Source organism: Ornithinimicrobium pekingense DSM 21552 (genome assembly GCF_000421185.1).
Classification (GTDB): Bacteria; Actinomycetota; Actinomycetes; order Actinomycetales; family Dermatophilaceae; genus Ornithinicoccus; species Ornithinicoccus pekingensis.
The window spans coordinates 230,107-253,341 of sequence record NZ_ATWJ01000012.1 but is presented as its reverse complement, the minus strand read 5'-3'; the positions used below and the strand labels follow the sequence as shown (position 1 = coordinate 253,341).

The 23,235-nt window shown below is 73.9% G+C and carries 20 protein-coding genes and 1 tRNA gene; 14 read left to right on the top strand and 7 right to left on the bottom strand.

Features of this window, described 5'->3' with window-relative positions:
• Positions 1-66 precede the first annotated feature (66 nt).
• The 8 genes from K330_RS21415 to K330_RS0114055 all read left to right on the top strand — a co-directional run bounded on the left by K330_RS21415 (position 67) and on the right by K330_RS0114055 (position 6,324).
• Positions 67-621 carry an FtsB family cell division protein gene (locus K330_RS21415; RefSeq protein WP_022922463.1) on the top strand — a complete coding sequence of 185 codons (555 nt, stop codon included), beginning with the start codon at positions 67-69 and terminating at the stop codon, positions 619-621.
• Positions 618-1,151 (top strand): DUF501 domain-containing protein, encoded by a 534-nt coding sequence (locus K330_RS0114085; RefSeq protein ID WP_022922462.1) that lies wholly within the window; start codon positions 618-620, stop codon positions 1,149-1,151. The genes K330_RS21415 and K330_RS0114085 overlap by 4 nt, the downstream gene beginning before the upstream one ends.
• Entirely contained in the window at positions 1,148-2,101 is a 954-nt protein-coding gene (locus K330_RS0114080) for a Ppx/GppA phosphatase family protein (protein WP_029202689.1), read from the top strand. The genes K330_RS0114085 and K330_RS0114080 overlap by 4 nt, the downstream gene beginning before the upstream one ends.
• Before the next feature lie 9 nt (positions 2,102-2,110).
• Positions 2,111-2,935: a uracil-DNA glycosylase gene (locus K330_RS0114075; protein ID WP_022922460.1), complete on the top strand. Its 825-nt coding sequence runs from the start codon at positions 2,111-2,113 to the stop codon at positions 2,933-2,935.
• Between the two features lie 29 nt (positions 2,936-2,964).
• Positions 2,965-3,038, top strand: a tRNA-Leu gene (locus K330_RS0114070).
• Positions 3,039-3,147: 109 nt separating this feature from the next.
• Positions 3,148-4,938, top strand: coding sequence for a carbon starvation CstA family protein (locus K330_RS21410; protein WP_022922459.1), 1,791 nt, complete (start codon positions 3,148-3,150; stop codon positions 4,936-4,938).
• Between the two features lie 62 nt (positions 4,939-5,000).
• Positions 5,001-5,279 (top strand): cory-CC-star protein, encoded by a 279-nt coding sequence (locus tag K330_RS0114060; RefSeq protein WP_022922458.1) that lies wholly within the window; start codon positions 5,001-5,003, stop codon positions 5,277-5,279.
• A 16-nt stretch (positions 5,280-5,295) separates the two neighbouring features.
• A complete protein-coding gene (locus K330_RS0114055) occupies positions 5,296-6,324 on the top strand; it encodes an ArsA family ATPase (RefSeq protein WP_022922457.1) in 1,029 nt (342 codons plus the stop codon).
• Between the two features lie 44 nt (positions 6,325-6,368).
• On the opposite strand, the gene K330_RS0114050 is transcribed toward K330_RS0114055, so the two are convergent.
• Positions 6,369-7,727: a UTP--glucose-1-phosphate uridylyltransferase gene (locus K330_RS0114050; protein ID WP_084617545.1), complete on the bottom strand. Its 1,359-nt coding sequence runs from the start codon at positions 7,725-7,727 to the stop codon at positions 6,369-6,371.
• Between the two features lie 160 nt (positions 7,728-7,887).
• On the bottom strand, positions 7,888-10,386 hold the full coding sequence (locus K330_RS0114045; protein WP_022922455.1) for a M14 family zinc carboxypeptidase: 2,499 nt from the start codon (positions 10,384-10,386) through the stop codon (positions 7,888-7,890).
• Between the two features lie 114 nt (positions 10,387-10,500).
• On the opposite strand from K330_RS0114045, the gene K330_RS0114040 reads away from it, so the two are divergent.
• The 5 genes from K330_RS0114040 to K330_RS21405 all read left to right on the top strand — a co-directional run bounded on the left by K330_RS0114040 (position 10,501) and on the right by K330_RS21405 (position 14,798).
• The gene (locus tag K330_RS0114040; protein WP_022922454.1) at positions 10,501-11,283 is read left to right on the top strand and encodes an N-formylglutamate amidohydrolase; all 783 of its coding nucleotides are present in this window, start codon (positions 10,501-10,503) and stop codon (positions 11,281-11,283) included.
• On the top strand, positions 11,280-12,446 hold the full coding sequence (locus K330_RS0114035; protein WP_022922453.1) for a peptidase MATCAP family protein: 1,167 nt from the start codon (positions 11,280-11,282) through the stop codon (positions 12,444-12,446). The genes K330_RS0114040 and K330_RS0114035 overlap by 4 nt, the downstream gene beginning before the upstream one ends.
• Positions 12,447-13,487, top strand: coding sequence for a glutathione synthetase (locus K330_RS0114030; protein WP_022922452.1), 1,041 nt, complete (start codon positions 12,447-12,449; stop codon positions 13,485-13,487).
• Positions 13,488-13,599: 112 nt separating this feature from the next.
• Positions 13,600-14,499 (top strand): Bax inhibitor-1/YccA family protein, encoded by a 900-nt coding sequence (locus tag K330_RS0114025; protein WP_022922451.1) that lies wholly within the window; start codon positions 13,600-13,602, stop codon positions 14,497-14,499.
• Positions 14,499-14,798: a hypothetical protein gene (locus tag K330_RS21405; protein ID WP_022922450.1), complete on the top strand. Its 300-nt coding sequence runs from the start codon at positions 14,499-14,501 to the stop codon at positions 14,796-14,798. The genes K330_RS0114025 and K330_RS21405 overlap by 1 nt, the downstream gene beginning before the upstream one ends.
• Positions 14,799-15,052: 254 nt before the next feature.
• Here K330_RS21405 and K330_RS0114010 read toward each other — a convergent pair whose 3' ends face one another.
• Entirely contained in the window at positions 15,053-16,018 is a 966-nt protein-coding gene (locus K330_RS0114010) for a DUF808 domain-containing protein (RefSeq protein WP_022922448.1), read from the bottom strand.
• Positions 16,019-16,144: 126 nt separating this feature from the next.
• Positions 16,145-17,368: an acetyl-CoA C-acetyltransferase gene (locus K330_RS0114005; RefSeq protein ID WP_022922447.1), complete on the bottom strand. Its 1,224-nt coding sequence runs from the start codon at positions 17,366-17,368 to the stop codon at positions 16,145-16,147.
• A gap of 159 nt (positions 17,369-17,527) precedes the next feature.
• On the opposite strand from K330_RS0114005, the gene K330_RS21400 reads away from it, so the two are divergent.
• Entirely contained in the window at positions 17,528-18,166 is a 639-nt protein-coding gene (locus K330_RS21400; RefSeq protein ID WP_022922446.1) for an RraA family protein, read from the top strand.
• A 148-nt stretch (positions 18,167-18,314) separates the two neighbouring features.
• On the opposite strand, the gene K330_RS0113995 is transcribed toward K330_RS21400, so the two are convergent.
• Genes K330_RS0113995 through K330_RS0113985 form a run of 3 tightly spaced genes read right to left on the bottom strand, consistent with a single transcriptional unit; the run spans position 18,315 to position 23,165 of the window.
• Complete coding sequence (locus K330_RS0113995; RefSeq protein WP_022922445.1) at positions 18,315-19,304, bottom strand: NAD-dependent epimerase/dehydratase family protein; 990 nt, start codon at positions 19,302-19,304, stop codon at positions 18,315-18,317.
• Positions 19,304-22,093, bottom strand: coding sequence for an alpha/beta fold hydrolase (locus K330_RS0113990; protein WP_022922444.1), 2,790 nt, complete (start codon positions 22,091-22,093; stop codon positions 19,304-19,306). The genes K330_RS0113995 and K330_RS0113990 overlap by 1 nt, the downstream gene beginning before the upstream one ends.
• A gap of 10 nt (positions 22,094-22,103) precedes the next feature.
• Complete coding sequence (locus tag K330_RS0113985; RefSeq protein WP_051145620.1) at positions 22,104-23,165, bottom strand: 3-oxoacyl-ACP synthase III; 1,062 nt, start codon at positions 23,163-23,165, stop codon at positions 22,104-22,106.
• Positions 23,166-23,235: the final 70 nt, after the last annotated feature.

The following is a 23,235-nucleotide window of genomic DNA, read 5'->3' as shown; positions in this document are numbered from 1 at the left end:
ACGGCATACCCTGTGTGCCTGACCCCAGCCGACCCCTGAGCCCGTGAACAGGAGCAGCGAGCGCCGATGAGCACCGCCCGCGGACCGCGCGACAAGCGCACCTCGGCCTCCCGCGCGGGTGGCCGGCCGTCGGCCACTCGGCGGCCGGGCCCGCGTCCCGGGGTGCGCGGGATGGCGGGGGCCGGCTCCTCGGCCGCCTCGAGCGTGCGCCGTGCCCCCGCGCACGTGCGACGGATGCTCATCCTGCTCGCGCTCGTCGTGGTGATGTCGCTCATCGTCGCGCCGGTGCTCTCCGGCTTCCTGCGGCAGCGGGCCGAGATCACCGCCGCGCGCGCCCAGCTGGAGACGGAGCAGCAGGAGATCGACCGGCTGCGGGGCGAGCTGGCCAGGTGGGAGGACGACCGCTACGTCGAGCAGCAGGCCCGCGAGCGGCTGCGCTTCGTCAAGGAGGGCGAGACCGCCTTCACCGTGATCGACGACACCGGGACCGACTACACCGAGGCGCTGCCGGGCATGGCCCCGGTCAGCGACGCCGTGCTGGCCGACAGCCCCTGGTACGGCCAGGTCTGGGAGTCGGTCAAGATCGCCAACGAGGGACTTCCGGAGCAGACCGAGCCATGAGCCGCCCCGACCGCACCACCCTGGACGAGGAGCCCACGCCCGAGGACCTCGCCGTCATCGAGCGCCAGCTCGGCCGCCCGCCCCGCGGCGTCGCCTCGATCGCGCACCGCTGCCCGTGCGGCTGCCCCACGGTCCTGCGCACCGAGCCGCGGCTGCCCGACGGGACACCGTTCCCGACGACGTTCTACGCGACCTGCCCGCGGCTGACCGGCGCCATCTCCACCCTGGAGAGTCAGGGCCTGATGCGCGAGATGAGCGAGCGGCTGCAGGAGGACGAGGACCTGCGCTGGGACTACGCCCAGGCCCACAACGACTACCTGCGCCGGCGTGAGGAGCTCGCGCACGTGCCGGAGATCGCCGGGGTCAGCGCGGGCGGCATGCCCAACCGCGTCAAGTGCCTGCACGTGCTCGCCGCGCACGCCCTCGGCGCCGGGCCGGGCGTCAACGTCCTCGGCGACGAGGTGATCGAGGCGCTGCCGGAGTGGTGGGCGGACGGCTGCTGCGGCGCGCTGGAGGGCCAGCCGTCGTGAGACGCGTCGGGGCCGTCGACTGCGGCACCAACTCGATCCGTCTGCTGGTCGGTGACGTCGGCGTCGACGCGACCGGGGGGCCGGCCCTGCGTGAGGTGTCCCGGCAGATGCAGGTCGTGCGGCTGGGGGAGGGCGTCGACCGCACCGGCCGCATCGCCCCGGACGCCATGGCGCGCACGCTCGCCGCCGCCGAGGGGTATGCCGTGCTCTGCCGGGAGGCGGGGTGCGAGTCGGTCCGCTTCGTCGCGACGTCGGCCTCGCGGGACGCCTCCAACGCGGAGGAGTTCGTCGAGGGCGTGCGTCAGGCCTTCGGAGACCTCGCCGTGGAGCCCGAGGTGGTCCCCGGCGAGGAGGAGGCACGGCTGTCGTTCGTCGGCGCGACGAGCGGGCTGCGGGCGGCCGGAGCACCGGCGCCCTACCTCGTCGTCGACATCGGCGGCGGGTCGACCGAGTTCGTCCTCGGGACCGACCGGGTCGAGGCCGCGCGGTCGGTCGACATCGGCTGCGTGCGGATGACCGAGCGCCACCTGCACGACGACCCGCCGACCGAGGACCAGGTCTGGGCCGCGCTGTCGGACATCGTGCGCGCGATCGAGGAGGTCGCCCAGGAGGTCGACCTCGGCGGCGTCGGCACCCTCGTCGGCCTGGCCGGGTCGGTCACCACCGTCACCGCGCACGCCCTCGACCTGCCGTCCTACCTGCGCGACCGGATCCACGGCGCCGACGTGCCCGTCGCCGACGTCATCGACGCGTCCACCGACCTGCTCCTGCGTCCGCGCTCCCGACGGCGCGAGCTGCCGTTCATGCACGAGGGCCGGGTCGACGTCATCGGCGCCGGCGCGCTGGTCTGGCGCACGGTGGTCCAGCGCGTGGCCCACGACTCGGGGCTGGCCACGGTGCGCGCCTCCGAGACCGACATCCTCGACGGGATCGCCCTCTCCCAGCTCTGAGGCCCACCCATGGACCCGCGACCCCACCCGATCACCGGCCAGCTCTTCGAGTCTCCCGTGCCGCCGGGGACCGGCTGGCCGGAGGACCCGGCGACGCCGGAGACGCCCGTGGCGAAGAGCGCCGCCGGGGTGCGTCGTCTGGCGGCCCGGTCCGCCGACCAGCACGCGCTCGACGCGGCGGTCTCGGTCTGCCGGGCCTGCCCGCGCCTGGTGCGGTGGCGCGAGACGGTGGCCACGACGGGACGACGCGCCTCCTTCGCCGACCAGCCCTACTGGGGGCGCCCGGCGCCCGGGATCGGCGGGCCGCAGGCGCCGGTCCTCGTCGTCGGGCTGGCACCGGCGGCCAACGGGGCCAACCGGACCGGGCGGATGTTCACCGGCGACCGCTCCGGGGACTGGATCTACGCCGCCCTGCACCGTGCCGGCTACGCGACCCAGGCGAGCAGCGAGCACGCCGGCGACGGCCTGCAGCTGCACGGCATACGCATCGTGGCCGCCGCGCACTGCGCACCGCCGGACAACAAGCCGACCACGCAGGAGAAGCAGACCTGCGCCGGCTGGCTGGAGCGCGACCTCCAGCTGGCCGAGCCGGACCTGCGCTCGGTGCTGGCGCTGGGGTCGATCGGCTGGGACGCGTTCCTGCGGGCGGCCCGCGCCGTCGGCTGGGAGGTCCCTCGGCCCAAGCCCCGCTTCGGCCACGGCGCCGAGGCCGGCCTGGTCACGGCCACGGGCAGGCGCGTGCGGCTGCTCGGCAGCTACCACGTCAGCCAGCAGAACACCTTCACCGGCCGGCTGACCGAGCAGATGCTGGACGAGGTCATCGCCCGGCTGTGACGCCGGCTCGTCACGTATCCTCGTCGCGCGCCCCCGTAGCCCAACTGGCAGAGGCAGCCCACTTAAAATGGGCACAGTGCGGGTTCGAGTCCCGTCGGGGGTACTGGTCCCATATCACGATTCGGCGACTTTCGCAGGGTGGTTGACGCCGCGACAGCCTGGGTGGACTACGGTGTGCACCGTCCCTTCAACCTTGCTGCAAAGGTGCGCTCATGAACTCCCTCCTCCTCGCTGTGATCGGCGTGGGGATGATCCTGGCGGGCTACTTCCTCTACTCGAAGTTCCTGGCCGCCAAGATCTACGCCCTCGACGACGCCATCCCGACCCCCGCCCACACCCTCGAGGACGGTGTGGACTACGTCCCCACCAACAAGTACGTCCTCTGGGGGCACCACTTCACCTCCGTCGCCGGCGCCGCGCCCATCGTGGGCCCGGCGATCGCGGTGATCTGGGGCTGGTTCCCCGCCTTCCTCTGGGTGACCATCGGCACCATCTTCTTCGCCGGCATGCACGACATGGGTGCCCTGTGGGCGTCGGTCCGCAACAAGGGCCAGTCGATCGGCGCACTGTCCGGGCGCTACATCGGCGCCCGCGGCCGCAACCTCTTCCTGGTCGTCATCTTCCTGCTGCTGCTGATGGTCAACGCGGCCTTCTCGGTCGTCATCGCCAACCTGCTGGTCTCCACGCCGACCGCGGTCATCCCGACCTGGGGCGCGCTGGTGGTGGCCCTGCTGGTCGGCCAGGCGATCTACCGCTACAACTGGAACCTGCCGCTCGTCTCGGTGGTGGGCGTCGTCGCCCTCTACACGCTGATCCTGATCGGTGACGCTACCCCGCTCGCGCTGCCCGAGACGATGCTCGGCCTCCCGGACCGGTCGGTGTGGATCATCCTGCTCTTCCTCTACGCCGGCGTCGCCTCGATGCTGCCCGTCTGGATGCTGCTGCAGCCGCGCGACTACATCAACGGCCTGCAGCTGTTCATCGCCCTGGGCATCCTCTACGTCTCGGTGCTCATCGCCCGGCCCGAGATCGTCGCCCCGGCGTTCAACTCCTCCCCGCCCGAGGGCACCCCGTCGCTGGTCCCGCTGCTGTTCGTCACCATCGCCTGCGGCGCCATCTCCGGCTTCCACGGCATGGTCAGCTCCGGCACCAGCTCCAAGCAGCTGGACAAGGAGAGCGACGCCCGGTTCGTCGGCTACTTCGGGGCCGTCGGTGAGGGCCTGCTGGCGCTCGGCTCGATCATCGCCACCACCGCCGGCTTCGCCAGCCTGGCAGCGTGGCAGGAGACCTACAACGCCTTCGGCCAGGGTGGCGTGGTCGCCTTCGTCCAGGGCGGTGGCTCCATCATCGAGTCCGGCATCGGTCTGCCCCAGTCGCTGTCGGCGACCATCATGGCGACCACCGCGATCCTCTTCGCGGCGACCACGATGGACACCGGCGTGCGTCTGCAGCGCTTCGTCGTGCAGGAGATCGGTGAGATCGCGGGCGTCTCCCTGAGCAAGGTCGTCGCGACCGTCGTCGCCGTGGGCGTCGCCCTCGCGCTGACCTTCGGCGCCGGTGCGGACGGCTCGGGCGGCATGCTCATCTGGCCGCTGTTCGGCACGACCAACCAGCTGATGGCTGCGCTGACCCTGTCGATCCTGGCGATCATGCTGATGCGCCGCCGTCGTTCGCCGCTCCCGGCGCTCATCCCGCTGGCGTTCGTGGCGTTCATGACCCTCTACGCCGCGGTCATCCAGCTCGGGACGTTCTGGGACACCCAGAACTGGCTGCTTCTCGTCCTGGACGTCGTCATCATCGTCGCGGCCGTCTGGGTCATCGTCGAGGCGGTCGGTGCCATGCGGACCGCCCGGGACTACCCCGGTGACGACGACGCCGAGCTGCGTGAGCTCAGCGCCGCGCAGATCGCCATCGGCCTGGACAGCCCGGCGCCGCACGAGGACACCGACGCCGGTCACCACCACCAGCGCCACCGGGACGACCAGCCGCCGACGAGCGGCTGACGCCCCGCCCTCCGACCGGGCCTCGCAGACGCCCGGCCGGAGGGACGGCATACCCTCCAGGTATGGAGGACCCCCCCCGCCGGCCCCGCAGCCGCCTCGCCGAGGTGGCTGCGGGGCTGCGCGACTTCTACAGCGGTCCCTACCGCCGCACCTTCGCCCGCGCCCAGCAGGACGAGGACGACCTCTTCATGGTCATCGTCATGGCCGAGGCGCTGGGCGTGCCCAACCCGGTCAGCTACTACACCGTCGAGCTGCTGCCGGTGGTCTACGAGCAGTTCCACGACTGGCACCGGAGGATGGGCCTGGACCGCTCGCCGCTGGAGCACTTCTCGTGCTGCTGATCCCCCGAGGAGCCTGATGCCCCACCCGCTCACCGAGCTCGCCCAGCAGCGCGACGTCCTCTTCGTCGGTGGCAAGGGCGGTGTCGGCAAGACCGCCGTCGCCTCCGCCCTGGGGCTGACCCAGGCGCGCGCCGGGCGCCGCACCCTCGTCGTCTCCACCGACCCGGCGCACAACCTCGGCCACCTGTGGCAGCGCGAGGTCGGTGACCGGCCCGTCGAGCTCGCGCCCATGCTGCGCGGTGTCGAGATCGACCCGGCCCGCACGACCGACGAGCACCTGCGAGCGGTGCGCGCCACCATGCAGCGGCTCATGCCCGGGCATCTCCAGGGAGAGGTGGACAAGCACCTCGAGCTCGCGCGCGATGCGCCCGGCACCCACGAGGCCGCGGTCCTGGAGCGGATGGCCGAGGTCGTGGAGCAGCGCCACCCCGACGAGCTGGTCATCTTCGACACGGCGCCCAGCGGTCACACGACCCGCCTCGTGGCGCTGCCCGAGCTCATGCAGGCCTGGACCGAGGGGCTGCTGCGCCGCCAGGACCGCTCGGCCCGCTTCGGCGCCGCGCTGCGCGGGCTCGAGGGCGACGAGCGCGCGGCCGCCGAGGTCGTGGGCTCGCGCCGGCTCGAGGGCAGCACGTCCGTGGGGCCGCGGCGCACCCAGGACCGGCGGGCCCGGCGCGACAACGAGATCCGTCAGGTCCTCGACCGCCGCCAGCAGCGCTTCCGCCATCTGCGTGAGGTCCTGCAGGACCGGACGCGCACCGGCTTCGTCATCGTCACCGCCGCCGAGCGGCTGCCCGTCCTGGAGTCCCTCGAGCTGCACGAGCAGCTGACCCGCTCGGGGATGGACGTCGCGGCGCTGGTGGTCAACAAGCGCTCGCCCGCCGACGCCGGCGAGCTGCTCGCCGCACGCCGGCAGGTCGAGGACGGGTATGTCGCGCAGCTCGGAGAGGCCCTGCCCGGCCTGCCGCTCGTCGAGGTCCCCCTGCTGCCGGGGGAGGTCGTCGGGGCGGACGGCCTCGGCGTGCTGCTGGAGCACCTGACCTGACCGTGACCCCGCCGCGGCCGGGTCCTGCCGGTGCACCCCGTCGCTCAGCCGGCGGCCTGGACGCCGTCCGGGCCGACGGTGCTGTGGTCGGGCACGGGTCGGGCCCCGGCGGTGCTGCCCAGGACGGCCTCGCCGACGACGCGGACCGACCGGCCGAAGGTCCAGTCACCCTCGACGGTCAGCGAGCGCGCCTGCCGCAGTGAGGGCGCCCCGTGCGGGAACCGGCTCTCGAAGGCGGCCAGCGTCGTGTAGTGGTCGCCGAGGGTGACCAGCGGCAGCGGGTCGCAGGCCGGTCGCAGCTCGGCGTCGTCGGTGAGCTCGAAGCAGTCGGAGCGCAGCACCAGCAGGTCGTCGGTCGTCTTGACCGGCCGGAACCGGCTGCGCGGCACCTCGATCGCGGTGGCCCCGTCGAACACCTCGATCGCCGACCCCATCGCGGTCTCGATCTGCACCACCGAGGGTGACGTCGGGTCGGTCGGGTCGACGGTCTTCTCGTTGCGGATGAGCGGCAGGCCCAGGACGCCGCCGCGCTCCCGGAGCACCGCCGCCACCTGGTCGAGGTCCAGCCACAGGGTGTTGGTGTTGAAGTAGCGGTGCCGCTCGATGTCGCCGAACGCGTCGGCGTCGGCGGGCGCGGCCTGCGCCTTCTCCCGCAGGATCAGTCGGCCGTCCTCCCGCCGCAGCGCCAGGTGCCCGCCCTTGCGGTCGGCGCCGGTGCGACGGCATACCTCCATCGCCAGCGGCGCGCCGCTGCGCGCGAACCAGTCCGCGATCGCCGCGGACGGCGCCGCGCCGACGTTGTCGGAGTTGCTCACCATCGCGTAGCGGAAGCCGGCGTCGCGCAGCTGCTCGAGCATCCCGGAGGCCAGCAGCGAGGGGTAGAGGTCACCGTGGCCGGGCGGGCACCACTCCAGCTCGGGGTTCGCCGGCCACCGCACGGGCGAGAGGTCCTCGGCGAGCAGCTTGGGCTCCTGGCTCTGCAGGAAGTCGGGGTCGACCCCCTCGACCGCCAGGTCCGGGTGCCGGGCCAGGACCGCCAGGCTGTCCTCGCGGGTGCGGAAGGAGTTCATGAGCACCAGCGGCAGCCGGGCGCCCGAACGCTCCCGCGCTCGCCGCACCTGCTCGATCGTCAGCTCCAGGAAGCTGCGTCCCTCCCGCACCGGGACCAGCGACTTGGCGCGGTCCATCCCCATCGAGGTGCCGAGGCCCCCGTTGAGCTTGACGACGGCCGTGCGGCCCAGGGCGGTCGGGTCGGCGTCGGGGTCGAGGTCGGCCAGGCTGTCCAGCTCGGTCACCGGCTCGATGTCGTCCTCGCCGATGGCCCCGCTGCGCCCCTGCGCGAGCTCGGTCCAGGCCTGACGGAAGACGTCCACGGCGACGTCGGCGACTCCGGCCGACCGCATCTTCGCGGTGGCAGCGTCGAGCGCTGCAGAAGTGGGGTTCACGAGCCACATCGTGGCAGAGGGGTATGGCGTGACGCACCCGGTCCGCCGTGCCCGGCGTGTTGAGGGACCGCCACGCCAGGTGTCCCGTGCGGGCGGGAGCACCATGCCAGGTGTCCAGTCAGGAAGTGAGGCTGGTCCAGATCAGGGCGCGGGCGACGAGGGCGTACTGGCCCTTGGGGTGGGCCCGGAAGAGCGGCTCGGAGCCGAGCAGCACCGCCCGCGCGCCGGTGGCCTCGTCCTCGCCGCGCACCACGAGCGCCTGGCCGGCCGCGTCGCGCTGCCCGCCGGACCCGGCCGCCGTCGGGAGCCAGTGCCCGCTGACCAGCGGGTCGGCACCCAGGCGCTGGTCGACGACGACGTCCGGGCCCAGGTCGGTGAACCAGGCGGGGGAGTAGACGAAGGCGTGCTCCGGCGCGCCGTCGGTCAGCGGCCCGCCGGCGTTGGTGACGGAGACGACGCCGTTGGCGTCGGAGCGCCCGCGCTCCACCGTGACGTCGAGCAGGTCGAGGGCGTCGTTGAGCCCGGCGCCACCCGGGCCACGACCGACGAGGCCGCCACCGGCGTCCACGAAGGCGCGCAGCTCGGCCCGCGCCTCGTCGTCGAGGTCGCGCCAGGCGAGGCCGTCGGAGACGTAGAGCGCGTCCAGAGTCGACAGGTCGAGCCCCTCGTTGAGGGCGGCCGAGCTCACCGGCCGGGTGACCACGCCCATCTCCGAGAGGGCCCACAGCTCCTGCGGCGTGCCGGCCACGCCCACCCGCAGCGGGCGCAGCGGCTCCCCGGCGGCCCCGGCGGGCGCCGGGGCGAGCCGCACGCCGTGGGTCGACGCGACGGACCGGGCCGCGGCCCCGGCGGGGGCCGGCACCAGCACCGAGCCGTCGTCGAGCCACTCCACCGCGACCCCGTCGGCCAGCAGCGAGGACAGCGCCCGCACGTCGGCGGGGTCGTCCAGGGCCAGCAGCCATCCGTCGGCCGAGGGCGCGACCGACCCGGTCGGCGCGGCGGCGGCCACCGGCTCACCGACGGCGGGCAGGGACACGCCGGCGGGCACGGTGACCACGTCGGCGCCCCAGAGCAGTCCGTGGCTCCAGCCGGAGATGTCGTACATGGCACCGACCCGGTCGGACAGGTCGCTGCCCGGGCCGAGGAGGGTGTGGGCCAGCCCGCGGCGGGCCTGGTGCAGGTCCACGACATAGCTCCCGGCCGCGTGGGTGGTGCCGTCGATCCTCGCGGGACGGGTCAGGCGGGTGACCTCGACCCCGTTGTCGACGAGGTGGTCCACCAGGCGGGCGGCGGCCGGGGCCGAGCGCTGCGCGGGCCCACCGGGGACGACGTAGGCCCGCGGGTAGTCGGTCGTCCACCCGCCCGCTGTCCCCGTCCCGCCCACCAGCGCCCGGTCCACCGGACGCTGCGCCGCCCCGGCCACGCCGCGACGGAAGACCTCGACGTGGTCGGCGAGCAGCTCCTCGCGCTGCTCGACGGCATACCGCAGCGTGGCGGTCACGGCGGCGACGGCGATGTCGGTGTTGATGGCGGAGCGGCGGCGCAGCTCCGACGGCGGCTCGGTGGAGGCGGCGTTGTTGACGCGGAGGGGCAGCTCGACCGTGTGCGCGACGGCACCGTGCAGCGCGGCGTACTGCGGCGTGAAGATCGGGGGCCAGCCGTCCCAGCCCTCCTCGAAGTCGCGCAGCGGGATCTGCGGCGGCCGCACCCCGTCGTTCTCGTCGTGGCCCAGCCCCAGCAGGGCCGACTCGATGCCCAGCGCGTTGGCCCAGGCGTGCGGGAGGAGCAGGTCGTGCTCGGTGGTCTCGGCGTGCGGTGCCGTCGTGGGCTCGACCAGCGTGCCGTTGACGTAGCCGTGCAGGTCCAGGAGCATCACCGGCTGCACCTGCACGACCGCGTCGCGGAGCGCCCGGGTCTCGGGCTGGCTGGCCGTGACCAGGTCGCGGTTGAGGTCGAAGCCGGCCGCGTTGGTGCGGGTGCCCGCGACCCGTCCGTCGGGGTTCGTGGAGACGACCAGGTGCACCCGGGTGGTCTCCAGCGTGCGCCGCACGGCCGGGTCCTGGCTCACCGCCCAGTCCTCGACGAGACGCAGCACCGCGTCGGTGCCCTCGAACTCGTCGCCGTGGACGTTGGCGTTGACCAGCACCGGCAGCTTGTAGTCGCGGGCCAGGGCACGGTCGGCGGCCGCACGGGCCGGCTGGGCGGTGATCCGGTCGCGCAGCGACGCCTGCACCTGCGCCTGTGCCGGGGTCTCGGGCGCCGTCAGGGTGACCATGATGATGTCGCGACCACCCTGGCTCATGCCGATCACCTCGGCCGAGACGCGGTCGGAGGCGCCCGTCACGGCGTTGAGCCGGCGGGCGACGTCGTGGTATGCCGCCAGCCCGCGGCGCAGGGCGGCATCACCGGGGTCGACGGCCGGCTCGGGCAGGAAGGTCTGGCGCGGGTAGCCGACCTGCTCGCCGGGGGCCGGCGCGGCCGGCGCGGCCGGCAGCGCGGCGGACGGGGCGGGGGCGGACGCCGCGAGGAGCGTGGGCGCGAGCACGACGCCGGCGGCCGTGACGAGGGCCAGCAGGCCTCGCCCGGCGGCGGCACCGGCGGACGCGCGCGACGACATACCCACCTCCTGCGGAAAAACTGGTGACCAGGCACCCTATCCGCCTCCTCCGACAGGGCGGAAGGCCCCTGTGGCCAAGATGCCTCGCGCCGCGATGTCAGGTAGACACCTCCCATGACGAACGACGCGCACACGATCTGCGGAGACTGGTCCGGGCAGCTGGTCGCGGCCGCGATCCACACCGGTCACGACCTGCGGCCGGAGGTGGCCGAGGCGATGGTGCTCGACGAGGACGTGCGGCTGCGCGAGGAGGACCCCTACACCGACGTCATCGGCTCGGCGGCGCCCGCACGGGTGGTCGCCCACCGGTCCCGGTTCGAGGTCGACCTCAACCGCCCGCGCGACACGGCCGTCTACCGTCGACCCGAGGACTGCTGGGGCCTGGAGGTGTGGCGCGAGAACCCGCTGGACGAGCGGCTCGTCGACGGCAGCCTGGAGGTCTACGACCGTTTCTACGCCGAGCTGGGGCAGCGTCTGGACGAGGTCGCCGCCCGCGGCCCGTTCGTCGTCTACGACGTCCACTCCTACAACCACCGCCGCGACGGCCAGGCCGCCGACCCGGCCGACAACCCGGAGGTCAACCTGGGCACCGGCACGGTCGACGAGCGGTTCGCGCCGGTCGTCGAGGCGTTCCGCACGTCGCTGTCCGACCAGCACGTGGACGGCCACCGCCTCGACGTGCGCGAGAACGTCAAGTTCGAGGGGCGGGCGCTGGCGTGGTGGGTGCATGGCCGCTACCCCGGCCGCGGGGTGTGCCTGGCGCTGGAGTTCAAGAAGACGTTCATGGACGAGCGCTCCGGCGTGCCGGACGAGGCGCACCTGGCCCGGCTGCGCGAGGCCCTCGCCGCCACCCACGACCCGGTCCTGGCGGCCCTGCGCCGCGTGGGCGGGGCATGACCCGGCCCGTCCGGCTGCCCGCCCGCGACCTCGCGGTCGACCACACGCTGGCGATGCTGTCGGCGGGCGTGCGCTTCATCCTCGACGTGACGCCTGTGGACGCCGACGACCACCGCGCCGACTTCCTCGCCGGCACCGTCGACGAGCCGCCGTTCACCTACCGCGACCTCGAGGCCGACCCCGACGTGCTGGAGGCCCAGCTCGACCACGCCCCGGTGGACGTCGTGGAGGACCCGACGCTGGCCGACCTGCTCCGGGGCAAGGAGCGTGAGCTGCGGCTGCAGCTGGAGATGCTGCGGGCTCGCGGGACCGAGGACTTCCGCGCGCTGTCGGTCGAGCTCTACGGCGCGGTCGGGCCGACGCTGCGCGCCCGGGCCGAGGAGCTGGTGGAGCACCTGGACGTCCCCACCGACCCGGTGGAGATGATCTCCGCCGACGGCTTCCTCCTGCTGGCCGAGACCGAGATCGAGCTCTACCGCGAGCAGGACCCCGACATCGGGATCCACGCCGAGGTCCGGCCCGACGTCAGCGGGGTCCTGGTCGCCGGGGACACCCTGCTCATCAGCGAGGACAGCGCGATCGCCGCCGAGCGGGGGGAGGCGCTGCTGCACCACGAGGTCGGCACCCACCTGGTCACCCAGGTCAACGGCTCCGGGCAGCCGGTGCGGACCCTGGGGTCGGGGCTGGCCGGCTACGACGAGACGCAGGAGGGCCTGGCGGTGCTCGCCGAGGTCGGCTGCGACGGCCTGACGGCCTTCCGCCTGCGTCAGCTGGCCGTGCGTGTGCTGACCGTGCACCGGATGCTGGCGGGCGCCTCCTTCCGCGAGGCGCACACGGCGCTCGTCGAGGCCGGGGTGCCCGCAGGTGCCGCATACTCCACGACGATGCGGATCTACCGCTCCGGCGGACTGACCAAGGACGCCATCTACCTGCGCGGCCTGCTGGACCTGCTCCACCACCTGCGCGCCGGCGGTGACCTCGAGCTGCTCTTCCTCGGCAAGTTCGCGCTGCGCGACCTGCCGCTGGTGCAGGACCTGCACGACCGGGGCGTCCTGTGCCCCGCCCGGCTGCGCCCGCGCTGGCTGCTCGACCCGCACGCGGTCGACCGGCTCGCCCGGGCCGCCGCCACCGACGACCTGACCACCCTGACGAAAGGCCCGTGAATGAAGATCGCATTTGTCGTCAACGACGTCGCGACCGAGCAGCACTACTACACCACCACCCGGCTGGCGATGAGCGCCACCAGCGCCGGCCACCAGGCCTGGATGATGGGGATGGGCGACTTCGGCTACGAGCCGGACGGGTCGCTGACGGCCCGGGCGCGCGCCGGCGCCGACAAGAAGTACCGGTCGCTGGAGCGCTACCTCGAGGACGTGCAGCGCCCCGAGACCGAGCGGCAGATCCCGCTGGACGACCTCGACGTCGTCATGCTGCGGGCCGACCCGGCCGACGAGGGCGGTGCCGCCTGGGCCAACAACGCCAGCGTGGCCTTCGGCGACCTCATGGCCTCCAACGGCGTCCTGGTGGTCAACGACCCCAGCACCCTGGCCAAGGCCCTGTCGAAGGCCTACTTCCAGCACTTCCCGGAGGCGGTGCGCCCGCGCACGCTCATCTCCCGCGACGGGAAGCGGATCGGCGACTTCGTCGAGGAGCTGGGCGGTAGGGCGGTGCTCAAGCCGCTGCAGGGCTCCGGCGGCGAGGGGGTCTTCCTGCTCAACCCCCGCGAGCGGCCCAACCTCAACCAGATCGTGGAGACCCTCTCCAAGGACGGGTATGTCGTGGCCCAGGAGTACCTGCCCGAGGCCAAGGAGGGTGACGTGCGGATGTTCGTCATGAACGGCGAGCCGCTGGAGGTCGACGGCGCCGTCGCGGCCTTCCGTCGCACCACGCCCGAGGGGGACGTCCGCTCCAACATGAAGGCCGGCGGCAAGGCGGTCCCGGTCGAGGTGACCGCCGAGATGCGCGCGCTCGTCGAGGCCGTGCGGCCCAAGCTCGTGGCCGACGGGATGTTCCTCGTGGGCCTGGACATCGTCGGCGACAAGCTCATGGAGGTCAACGTCTTCAGCCCCGGCGGGCTCGGCAGCTGCCAGTCGCTCTACGACGTCGACTTCGCCCCGGCGATCGTCCGCTCGCTGGAGCGCAAGGTCGCCATGCGCAGCCACTACGGGCCCCAGCTGGAGAACCGGTCGCTGGCCACGCTCTGACCGGCGGGAACCCGCGCCGCACGGAATGCGTTGCTGCAGCACGACGTTTTAGGCTGTAGGTGACACGCCGGGGGGACTTTCCCCGGCGTGCCGGACAAACCACGGAGGTTCCATGGCCGTCAACCCGGTCTTCAACCGCATCGACAAGGAGGCGTCCCAGCGCGGCTACGCCGGTTTCGGCTCAACGCAGGGCGGCTACGGCTCGACCCAGGGGGGCTACGGCCCGCCCCAGGGCGCGCCCACCATCCCGACCGGGTACCAGCCCGGACCCAGCGAGACGCTGACGGACGAGCAGCTGCGCGACATGTACGGGCAGGCCCCGGCCGGCCCCGCGCAGACCGGGCGCCTGACCCTCGACGACGTCGTCGTCAAGACGCTCCTGCTCTTCGGCATCGTGCTGGCCGTCACGGCGGCCACCTGGTTCTACGTGGGGGCCCAGCCGGCCGTCGCGATGCCGGTCTGGCTGCTGGGCATGTTCGGCTCGCTGGGCCTGAGCTTTGCCATCGGCTTCTCCAAGAAGGTCAACGTCGGCCTGATCGTCACGCACGCGGTGCTGCAGGGTCTGTTCCTCGGCGCCGCCAGCGCGACCTTCAACGCCATGTACCCCGGCGTCGCCACGACCGCCGTGGTCGCCACGATGGCCACCTTCGCCGGCATGTTCATCGGCTGGAAGGCCGGCTTCATCCGGGTGACCAACAAGTCGCGCCGCATCTTCGGCATGATGGCGATGGGCTACCTGGTCTTCCTGCTCGTCAACATCGGCGCCTCGTTCCTGGGCTTCGGTGACGGCTGGGGCATCTACGGCGGCCCGCTGGGCATCCTGGTCTCGCTGTTCGGTGTCGGCCTGGCCTCCTACTCCCTGGCCGTCGACTTCGACTCGATCGACCGCGCCGTCAAGGGCGGGGCCCCGGAGAAGTACAGCTGGCTCCTCGGTCACGGCCTGGTCGCGACCCTGGTCTGGCTCTACATCGAGTTCCTCCGTCTGTTCTCGATCCTGCAGAGCAGCGACTGATGGTCGGTCCCGGCCGCGCAGACCCGGCCGGGACCGAGCTGGAGCGCGTGGTCCGGCGGTGGCAGCAGCTGCCGCTGGACCGCGCGCTTCCTGCTGTCCCGGGGGTCGCGGGCTGCGTGCAGGCGCTCGCGGACGCGGTCGCGGAGGCTGAGGGTATGCCGTCCGCACCCGTCCCCGACCTCGGTCCCGCCGTGCTCATGGACCAGCTGCGGGTGATGGTCTACGACTGGCGGGCCGCCGGCCTCGACGAGGAGGACCTGACCGGGCGCCTCACGGCACTGCGCCGCGTCCTGCCCTGAGACCCGTCACCGACCACCGGGCACGTGGGGTGCCGACCACCGGGCACGTGGGGGTGCCGACCACCGGCACGTGGGGTGGTGGGCCCGCGACCGGACAGGCGACGTCGACGCCCCGCGACGTCGACGCCCCGCCCGTGGGGATGACCGTGCCGTCCTGACGCGCCAGACCGGCGACACGCCCGTCGGGGCCGACCCCCAGCGCGCACGTGAACCCTGGAGGTCGACGACCTCGGGTGCGGTGCGACCTCGGCTGCTCAGTGAGCGCTGGCCTCCGCGTGCTCGTCCTTCTTGCGGGGCACGAGCTTGAGCAGACCGACGACGACCAGGCCGACCGCCAGACCCAGCACGGCCGAGAAGAAGGTGTTGGTCAGCCACGCCGCGACGCCGCTGATCCCCGGCAGCCAGCCGGCCACGATCTCCTCCATGTGGTGCACGAAGTCGTAGATGGGGTGGAAGCCCAGCTCGTCGATGCCGACCAGGAGGATGTGACCGCCCACCCACAGCATGGCGATGACGCCCACGATGGACAGCACCTTGAGCACGATCGGCATCGCCTTGACCAGGAACTGCCCGATGCGCTGGGCGCCCTCCTGGTCGCGCTGGGCCAGGTGCAGGCCGACGTCGTCCATCTTCACGAGGAGGCCGACGACGCCGTAGATCAGCAGGGTGATCGCGATCGCGACCACCACGAGGATGAGCGCCCGGTTGAGGAAGGGCTCGTCGGTGACCTCGTTGAGCGCGATGACCATGATCTCGGCCGAGAGGATGAAGTCGGTGCGGATCGCACCGCTGACCATCTTCTTCTCCTGCTCGGGTCCCTGCTCCACCGCCGGGGCGTCCTTGGCCCCGTCGTGGTGCCCGCCGACCCCCAGCCACTCCAGCACCTTGTGGGCACCCTCGTAGGAGAGGTAGGTGCCGCCCAGCATGAGGATCGGCGTGAGCAGCCACTCGGCATACTGGCTGAGCAGCAGCGCCGCCGGGACGATGAAGAGCAGCTTGTTGCGCAGCGAGCCCAGGCCGATCTTCTTGATGATCGGCAGCTCGCGGCTCGGGTCGAACCCGGTGACGTAGCGCGGCGTGACGGCGGCGTCGTCCACGACGACCCCGGCCGCCTTCATCCCGGCACGGCCGGCCGCGGCGCTGATGTCGTCCACGGAGGCGGCGGCGACGCGGGCGATGGCCGCGATGTCGTCGAGGAGAGCGGCTAGACCGGCGGCCATTCAGGGCTCCTTGGGCGGGTCGGAGGACGGAAACCGTCCAAGGCTATCCGCACCGGGCCCCGGGAGCAGACCGGCGCCGCCCCTGCGAGGGCAGAGGCGGCGCCGGGACGAGCGGGGGACGGGGTGTCAGCTCAGGCGCTCGATGACCATGGCCATGCCCTGGCCGCCGCCGACGCACATCGTCTCCAGACCGAACTGCTGGTCGCGGGTCTGCAGCGCGTTGATCAGCGTGGTCGAGATCCGCGCCCCGGTGCTGCCGAAGGGGTGGCCGAGGGCGATCGCGCCGCCGTGCACGTTGAGCCGGTCGTAGTCCATGCCGAGCGCGTCGGCCGAGCCCAGGACCTGGACGGCGAAGGCCTCGTTGATCTCGTAGAGGTCCATGTCCTCGATCGTCATCCCGGCGCGGGCCAGCGCCTGGCGGGAGGCCTCGATCGGGCCCAGGCCCATGATCTCGGGGGACAGCGCCGAGACGCCGGTCGACACGATGCGGGCCAGCGGGGTCAGGCCGAGCTCCTTGGCCCGGGTGTCGCTCATGACGACCAGCGCGGCGGCGCCGTCGTTGAGCGGGCAGCAGTTGCCGGCGGTCACCGTGCCGTCCTCGCGGAAGACCGGCTGCAGCTGGGACACCTTCTCGAGCGTGACGCCGGCGCGCGGACCGTCGTCGGTGGAGACGACGGTGCCGTCGGCCAGGGTCACCGGCGCGATCTCGCGGGCGAAGACCCCGTCGGCGATGGCCTTCTCCGCGCGGTTCTGGGAGGTCACGCCCCACTCGTCCTGGCGCTGGCGGGAGATGCCCAGGGAGGTCGCGACGTTCTCCGCGGTCTGCCCCATGGAGATGTAGACGTCCGGCAGCGCCCCGTGGGTGCGCGGGTCGGTCCAGGTCTCGTTGGTGCGGGCGGTCTCCTCGGTCCGGGCGCGGGCCTCGGCGAACAGCGGGTTCTTCACGTCCTCCGCGCCGCCACCGGCGCCGGCGAAGTTCTGGTAGCGGGAGACGGCCTCGACCCCGGCGCTGACGAAGACGTCGCCCTCGCCGGCCCTGATGGCGTGGAACGCCTGCCGCGTGGTCTGGACCGACGACGCGCAGAAGCGGTTGACGGTCGCCCCCGGCAGCCCGTCCAGGCCCAGCAGCACGCTGACGACGCGCGCCATGTTGAAGCCGTGCTCGGCCGACGGCTCGGCGCACCCCAGGTAGAGGTCGTCGATGGTGGTGGGGTCCAGCGCGGGCACCTGCTCGAGCGCGGCGCGGACGACGCCGGCGGCCAGGTCGTCGGGGCGGACGGTGGTCAGCGAGCCCTTGAAGGCACGGCCGATCGGGGTGCGGGCGGCGGCGACGATGACGGCCTCAGCCATGGGGGTCCTCCTTGACGGCGACGGGTATGCCGGAAGTCTAGGTCCCCTCCCTGGCGCCTTGACGCGGAGGTCAGGTGACCGCATACCCGCTGCGGGGTCTTGCCCGGGCCCCGCCGAACCGGTTGACTCAGGTGACCTGACCGCCGCCAGGAGGCCCCCATGCCCGAGGACCCGCAGCCCTGGCGCGAGCGCGCGCTCGCCGTCGGCTGCGCGCCGCTGGTGGACGCGATGGGGCGGCTGCACCGCCACCGTGCGCACCTGCCCGCGCTGCGCAGCCCAGCCCCCGGCAGGGTCCTGCTCGGCCCGGCGGTGACCCTGCAGTACCTGCCGACCCGCGACGACCTGCCCGACCCCGACACCGGCTTCGCCGAGGTCTTCTCCGCGGCCGTCCGCGACGCCCCGTCGGGTGCGGTGCTCGTGCTGGGCAGCGGAGGCTACCCGGAGGTCTCGCACGCAGGCGGGGTCAAGCTGACGCGGGTGGCGACCCACGGCCTGGCCGGGGTGCTGGCCGACGGGCTGCTGCGCGACTTCGCCGAGCTGGCCGACCTCGGGTTCGCGACCTGGTGCCGGGGGGAGGCGGTGCGCTGGGGCGGGGACAGCGTCATGCCGTATGCCGCGGGCGTCGCCGTCGAGGTCTTCGGCACCACGGTCCTGCCCGGCGACTGGGTCTACGTCGACCGCACCGGCGGCGTGGTGGTCCCGAGCGCGAGCATGGAGGCGGTGCTGGCCGAGGCCGAGTCGGTCGTCGCCGACGACGCGCGGACCCAGGCGGAGCTCAGGGCGCAGGGGTCGGGCTGACCTGCGGGCGCACTCCCGGCCCGGCCGTACCGAGTGTCCCGCTTTCGTCGGTCCGGAGGCGCCGTCCGGCGACGAGAGTGGGACAGTCGGCAGGGTCCGGTGACGGGCTGGGCGCGGGTGAGCGGCTGGGCACCGGGCGCGGGACCGCTCAGGCTCTGGAGGCCTCCGCGAGCCGGGCCAGGCCCTCGTCGATGCTGACCCGCGGGGTCCAGGCCAGGACCTCGCGCGTGCGCCGCTGGTCGAACCAGTGCGCCGTGCCGATCTGCTCGGCCAGGAAGCGGGTGAGCGGCGGCTGGGTGACGGCCGGCACGCCGGGCAGCCGCTCCGACACCGCCACGGCGCCCTCGACGACCGCGCCGAGGGTCCAGGCCAGCGGGCGGGGCACGTGCAGCCGGGGCGCGGGAGCGCCGACCGCGCGGCAGATCGCGGCCACGAGCTCGCCGACCGGTCGCGGCTCGCCGTTGGTCACCACGAACGCCTCCCCGTGCGCGTGCTCGATGCGCTCCAGCGCCGCCACGACCGCCTCCGCGGCGTTGTCGACGTAGGTGGTGTCGATGAGCGCGGTCCCGGGCCCGACGAGCGCCAGCCGGCCCTGCCGGGCCCGCTCGGCGATGCGCCCGACGAGCTGGGTGTCGCCGGGCCCCCACACCAGGTGCGGCCGGACGGCGGTGACCGCGAGGTCGGGGGAGTCGGCGAGCAGCGCGAAGAGCTCGGCGGCCGCCTTGGTCCGGGCGTAGTGGCCGCGGGCACGCATCGGGCTGGCCGGGCCCGCCCCCTCGCCGGCCAGGGACCGCCCGGTGTGCGCCACGGACGGCGAGGACACCTGGACCAGACGTCCGCCGCCGCCGGAGCGCAGCGCCTCGACGACGTTGCGGGTGCCGGTGGCGTTGACCCGGACGAAGTCCATCCACGGTCCGACCACGTCGACCTTCGCCGCCAGGTGCACGACCGCGTCCTGGCCGGCCACCGCACGGCGGACGGCGTCGCGGTCGCGGATGTCGCCGAGCACCTCGCGGTGCCTCCCCCCGGCGGACCTGCGCTGCATCACGGTGACGTCCTGGCCGCGCTCGGCGAGCAGGTCGGCGACGGCGCCACCGAGCATGCCGCTGGCACCGGTCACCAGCACCCGGTCGGCCATCAGCGGCTCCTCGTCATCGGGGCGTGGGCCGGGCCGGGCAGCAGGGCGGCGACCCGGCCGCGCACCGTTCGGCCGTGGAGCACCCCGTCGGCCCACCGCGCCAGCGCGCCGCGGTCCACCTTGCTCGCGTGGCGCACGTCCACCGGGAGCCAGTCGCGGACCAGCACGGCTGCGACGGGGACCCCGGCCACCCGGCGCACCGCGTCGGCCGTCGCCCCGGGCGCCAGCCGGGCCTGCCCGCGGGGGGCACCGGTGAGGCGGGCCACCGCGCCACCGCGCTCCGTCGGCACGAGCACCACGACGAGCTGCTGAGTCCCCTCCGGACCGACCCCGACCACGGCGGCGTCCGCCACGTCGGGCAGCGCGCGCACCCGGGCCTCCACGGCATACGGGGGGACCGGACCGTCCGGGGTGCTGATGACATGGGCGAGGCGCCCCTCGACCCAGAGCCGCCCGTGCTCGTCGAGGTGCCCCACGTCGCCGGTCCGGTGCCACCCGACGGGCCGCTCGCTGGCGCGCTGGGTCGTCCAGAGACGGTCGTAGCGGTCCTTGACGTGCGGCCCGCGGACCACGATCTCGCCCACCGCGCCGGGGGTGGTCACCAGCTCCTCGGCGGGTATGCCGTGCGCGTCCAGCGGGGCGACGCCCACCTCCACGCGCTCCAGCGGCCGGCCCACGCAGACGCCGTCCTGAGCAGCGTCGGTGGACCCTGGCCCTCCCGCCCCGAGCTCCTCCACCGGGTCCAGCGTGGCGACCGGGAGCGCCTCGGTCATCCCGTAGGGCGTGTGCGTCGAGGCGTGGGTCAGCAGCTCACGCACGCGGCGCAGCAGGTCGACCGGCACGGGCGCCCCGGCCGAGAGGACGAGGCGCGGTCCGGCCAGTGCGGTCCGGCCCCGCTCGTCGAGGCCCTCGGCGGTGGCCACGACGTTGCGCAGGGCCGCGGGCGCGGCGAAGACGACCGTGGCGTCCACGGCCGTGACGGCCTCGGCCAGCCCGGCCGCGGTCAGCGTCTGCGGGGCGGTGACGTCCATGTCCGGCACGACCCCGGTCAGCCCGAGGGCGGGCCCGTAGAGGGCGAACGGGGCGAAGGCGGCGACGAGGCGCTCGCCGCGCCCCAGCCCGAAGGTGTCGCGCAGGAGCGCCACCTGCGCGCCCAGCCGGTCACGGGTGTAGACGACGCCCTTGGGCGGGCCGGTCGCCCCGGAGGTGAACAGCACGGCGCCGTCGGCGTCGCCGCCCACCTCGTCCGGGTCGGGCAGCGCCGGTGAGGCCCCGCGTCCCTCCTCGGCGAGGCGGGCCAGCTCGTCGCCTCCGGGCTCCACCCGCAGCCGCTGCCCCGGCACCCGTGTCACGTCGGCCAGCCGCAGCGCCCGCCCGATCCCCACGACGTGCCGCGGGCCGGCCGACCGCAGCGAGCTGCCCAGGCGCCCCAGCCCGAGGCCGGCGTCGGCGATGACGACGACGGCACCGATCCGCCACAGCGCGTAGACCAGGGTCGTGAGCTCGATGCCCGGCGGCACGAGGACCGCGACCCGGTCGCCGGGAACGACCCCGCGGGCCAGGAGCCCCCGGGCGACGTCGTCGACCAGGCGGTCCAGCTCGCCGAAGGTGACCGACCGCCGTCCGCCCCGCAGCTCGACCACCGCAGGGGAGTCAGGGGCGGAGGTGTCGACCCGCACCGCGACGCGGGGCACGTCGTCGGACAGGGACCGCGAGGACTCTGCTGGCTCCTCGGGGTGGCCGGCGGACCCTACGGCGGCGGGCCGCCCGGACCCGGTCGCCACGTTCTCGCGCAGCCAGCGCCAGACGACGTCGATGCCCTCGGGCCGGTCCTCGAGCACGAGGTGGGACGCGCCGGCGTAGCGCTGCACGTCGGCGTGCGGCAGGCGGGTCGCGAGGTCGTCGAGGTAGCGCTGACCGAAGACGGGGTCGCGCGGGCCCCAGACCAGCAGGGCCGGCACGTCGGCCAGCGCTGACAGGCCGTCGGCGACCGCGTCGAGGGTCGCGCGGCTGGGGTGGTCGGCCTCGAAGGGGATGTCCGCCACGAAGTCGGCGACCGCCGCGCGGCGGCCCGGCGTGCGGTACGGCGCGGCGAAGGCCTCGCGCACCGGGGCCGGCAGCGGCGGGACGGACAGCGCCGTCGTCGCGCGCACGAAGGCGGGCGTGCGACGGCATACCTGCGCCAGGAGCCAGGGCGCTCGGGCGAGCCGGATGACCGCGGGAGGGGCGAACTCCGCGGGCTGGTGCACCGCCGTGTTGGTGAGCACCACCCCGGCGAGGTCGGAGGTGTGCCGCAGCGCCCACCCCAGCGAGACGGGGCCGCCCCAGTCGTGCGCGAGCACCGCGAGGGGGCCTGCCCCGGTCAGGCCGAGCGCGTCGGTGAGGTGGTCGAGGTCGTCGACCCGCTGGGCCAGGGTGCGCGGCTCGGCGGTGCGCTCCGACCAGCCCATGCCGAGCTGGTCGACGGCCACCACCCGCCAGCCGGGCGGGGCCTGGGCGAGCACGCGACGCCACAGGTAGGACCAGGTGGGGTTGCCGTGGACGCACAGCAGGGTGCCGACCACCTCCTCCCCGCGCTCCTGCAGCAGCGGACCGGTGTCGAGCAGGTGCCAGTGCCGCGGCATCCCCTCGGCGTCCGGAGCCACCACGACCCTCGACCAGGCCCGGTCGAGCCCGGGCAGGTCGCGGCGCGGCAGGCCGGGCGGGTCGGAGACGGCCCGCCCCGCCGGACCGTGCACGCGCTGTCTCAGCGGCCCGTCGGTGCGCCCGTCCTGCTCCGGGAAGCCCACGTGCGCCACGTCACCAGGTGAGCTCGAGGCAGGTCATGTTCAGGCCGGAGCCGACCCCCATCATCAGCACCCGGTCGCCCGGCCGCAGGGAGTCCGCCTCCTTGGCGAGGGTGATCGCCACCGCGGCCGGCCCGACGTTGCCCAGCAACGGGAAGGTCAGCGGGATCCTGCTCTCGTCCAGGCCCAGGGCCTCGGCCGTCTTCCCGGTGTGCACGCTGGAGACCTGGTGCACGACGTAGCGGTCCATGTCGTCCCAGTCGAACTCGTCGCGGGCGTCGTGCCACAGCTCCTTGGCGAGCTGGACACCGGCGGTGAGCAGGCCCTGGGTGTCGGTGCGCATCTCGGAGAAGTCGCCGACGCACAACCCGTGGTGCTCGGTCGCCGCCCGGGTGACACCGCCGACGACACGGTGGCCCTCGGGGTGCTCGCTCGCCCGGCCCAGCACCATGGCGGCGGCCCCGGAGCCGAGGGTGAGCGTGGCGAACTGGTCGAGGATGTCGCGGGCGGTGGCGTCGTCGGAGGCCAGGCGCTCGAGCGTGCGCTCCTGCGGCTCGCGCGACCCCTCACCGTCGACGACGAGGGCGTAGTCGATCTGGCCGGCGTCGATCATGGTCGCGGCGAGCTGCATACCGTTGACGAACCCGAGGCAGGCGTTGGTGATGTCGAAGTTGAGGCAGGAAGAGCCCAGCCCGAGCCGGTGGTGCACGTCCACGGCGATCGAGGGCTCGAGGTGGCTGCGGCTCACGGAGGTGTTGACGAGCAGGCCGACGCGCGCGGGGTCGACCCCCGCCTGCTCCAGCGCCAGCCGCCCCGCCTCCACGGCACCGTCGACGAAGTGCTGGTCCTCGCCCCACCAGCGCCGCTCACGGATGCCGGCCAGCGCGGCCAGCATGCCGGGGCGCAGCCCGTTGCGCCGGTAGGAGTCGCCGATGATCTCGTCGAACTCCTCGGAGGTCTTGACCACGGGTGCGTCGACCGCCGTGACGGACAGCACCGCGGTGTCGTGGTGCCGGAAGATGGCGTTGTCGTTCAACGTGGGGGTACCTCGCTCCTGCTCGCGGTAAGACGCCATTCGACCACGTGGTGGCACCGGGGGAGAAACGAAGGTCCCGCACCGTTCCCGGCGCCGCTTCGCGCCCCCG

Bases quoted from the DNA above. Each gene is read 5' to 3' on its own strand.
- K330_RS21415 (WP_022922463.1), top strand. From the start codon at position 67: ATGAGCACCGCCCGCGGACCGCGCGACAAGCGCACCTCGGCCTCCCGC.
- K330_RS0114085 (WP_022922462.1), top strand. From the start codon at position 618: ATGAGCCGCCCCGACCGCACCACCCTGGACGAGGAGCCCACGCCCGAG.
- K330_RS0114075 (WP_022922460.1), top strand. From the start codon at position 2,111: ATGGACCCGCGACCCCACCCGATCACCGGCCAGCTCTTCGAGTCTCCC.
- K330_RS21410 (WP_022922459.1), top strand. From the start codon at position 3,148: ATGAACTCCCTCCTCCTCGCTGTGATCGGCGTGGGGATGATCCTGGCG.
- K330_RS0114060 (WP_022922458.1), top strand. From the start codon at position 5,001: ATGGAGGACCCCCCCCGCCGGCCCCGCAGCCGCCTCGCCGAGGTGGCT.
- K330_RS0114055 (WP_022922457.1), top strand. From the start codon at position 5,296: ATGCCCCACCCGCTCACCGAGCTCGCCCAGCAGCGCGACGTCCTCTTC.
- K330_RS0114050 (WP_084617545.1), bottom strand. From the start codon at position 7,727: ATGCGGTCGGCCGGAGTCGCCGACGTCGCCGTGGACGTCTTCCGTCAG.
- K330_RS0114045 (WP_022922455.1), bottom strand. From the start codon at position 10,386: ATGTCGTCGCGCGCGTCCGCCGGTGCCGCCGCCGGGCGAGGCCTGCTG.
- K330_RS0114040 (WP_022922454.1), top strand. From the start codon at position 10,501: ATGACGAACGACGCGCACACGATCTGCGGAGACTGGTCCGGGCAGCTG.
- K330_RS0114035 (WP_022922453.1), top strand. From the start codon at position 11,280: ATGACCCGGCCCGTCCGGCTGCCCGCCCGCGACCTCGCGGTCGACCAC.
- K330_RS0114030 (WP_022922452.1), top strand. From the start codon at position 12,447: ATGAAGATCGCATTTGTCGTCAACGACGTCGCGACCGAGCAGCACTAC.
- K330_RS0114025 (WP_022922451.1), top strand. From the start codon at position 13,600: ATGGCCGTCAACCCGGTCTTCAACCGCATCGACAAGGAGGCGTCCCAG.
- K330_RS21405 (WP_022922450.1), top strand. From the start codon at position 14,499: ATGGTCGGTCCCGGCCGCGCAGACCCGGCCGGGACCGAGCTGGAGCGC.
- K330_RS0114010 (WP_022922448.1), bottom strand. From the start codon at position 16,018: ATGGCCGCCGGTCTAGCCGCTCTCCTCGACGACATCGCGGCCATCGCC.
- K330_RS0114005 (WP_022922447.1), bottom strand. From the start codon at position 17,368: ATGGCTGAGGCCGTCATCGTCGCCGCCGCCCGCACCCCGATCGGCCGT.
- K330_RS21400 (WP_022922446.1), top strand. From the start codon at position 17,528: ATGCCCGAGGACCCGCAGCCCTGGCGCGAGCGCGCGCTCGCCGTCGGC.
- K330_RS0113995 (WP_022922445.1), bottom strand. From the start codon at position 19,304: ATGGCCGACCGGGTGCTGGTGACCGGTGCCAGCGGCATGCTCGGTGGC.
- K330_RS0113985 (WP_051145620.1), bottom strand. From the start codon at position 23,165: ATGGCGTCTTACCGCGAGCAGGAGCGAGGTACCCCCACGTTGAACGAC.